This is a genomic window from Vibrio sp. 10N.222.48.A3, assembly GCF_041475345.1.
GTDB lineage: Bacteria > Pseudomonadota > Gammaproteobacteria > Enterobacterales > Vibrionaceae > Vibrio > Vibrio tasmaniensis_A.
Map to the genome: position 1 here is coordinate 1 of NZ_JBFRVX010000506.1, position 1,057 is coordinate 1,057.

At 41.1% G+C, this 1,057-nt stretch carries 1 protein-coding gene and 1 pseudogene; both read left to right on the plus strand.

All coding sequences use genetic code 11. From position 1 onward, the window contains the following. Nucleotides 1-216 (plus strand): annotated as a pseudogene (locus AB4653_RS14855) (pilus (MSHA type) biogenesis protein MshL); the annotation flags it as partial. A gap of 56 nt (nucleotides 217-272) precedes the next feature. After that, nucleotides 273-1,057, plus strand: a 785-nt coding sequence (locus tag AB4653_RS14860; RefSeq protein WP_372104586.1) for an ExeA family protein, incomplete at its 3' end; no start/stop codon positions are given.

The following is a 1,057-nucleotide window of genomic DNA, read 5'->3' on the forward strand; positions in this document are numbered from 1 at the left end:
GGATTGATGAAATCAAACACCAGTGACATGACTTCAAAAGTTCCATTTCTTGGTGATATCCCGGCACTCGGTCATTTGTTCCGTAATACCAGTCAACTAACTCAAAAAACTGAACTTGTTATTCTATTAAAGCCAACGGTTGTAGGTGTAAATACTTGGCAATCAGAAATGGAGCGTTCTCGAGATCTTTTACAAGAATGGTTCCCTGATGAATAGTAACCACTCACTTTATCAATGCAGATTGGTAGTGAATTACTAAGCTAGGTCGTCTTATGTATCAAGTTCATTTTGATTTTGAACAGTTACCATTTACCTTAACGCCGAATACCGATTTTTTTTATGGTTTAGCACCTCATTTTGAGGCAATTCAAACGGTCATTTCGGCGTTAGAAATGGGCGAGGGGGTAGTTAAGGTTACAGGGGAGGTCGGCACAGGCAAAACCATGGTGTGCCGAATGTTGGTCAATCATCTCAATGATTGTACTGCTTTAATCTACCTGCCTAACCCAGTGCTATCTGGGGCTGACTTACGACAAGCCGTGGCTAAAGAGCTTGGTTTGATTACCGATAATGAAGCCACCTTAGTGGATAACATTCAACATAAACTTATTGAATTGCATAACTCAGGCTTACGAGTGGTTGCGATTCTTGATGAGGCTCAGGCTTTGTCAGATGAAGCTCTAGAGACCTTAAGGTTGTTTGGTAACTTAGAAACTGAAGATAAAAAGCTGCTGCAAATTGTTCTATTAGGGCAGCCGGAATTGGATGCTCGATTAGAGGCTTATCATCTAAGGCAATTTCGTCAAAGAATCACATTTAGTTCGACACTGAGGCCACTGACTCTCGATGAAACAGTGGCTTACATTGATAACCGGATCGCTAAATCTGGTGGCAAATATGCTCCCTTTAGCCTGAGCCATAAAAAAGCGATCTGGCGCTCTTCTTTGGGGATCCCAAGGTTGATTAACCAGTTGTGTCATAAAGCTTTGTTGCTTGCTTTTAGTGAAGATAAGAAAAATATAGAAAACCAACATCTCTTTGCTGCAATGCATGAAAC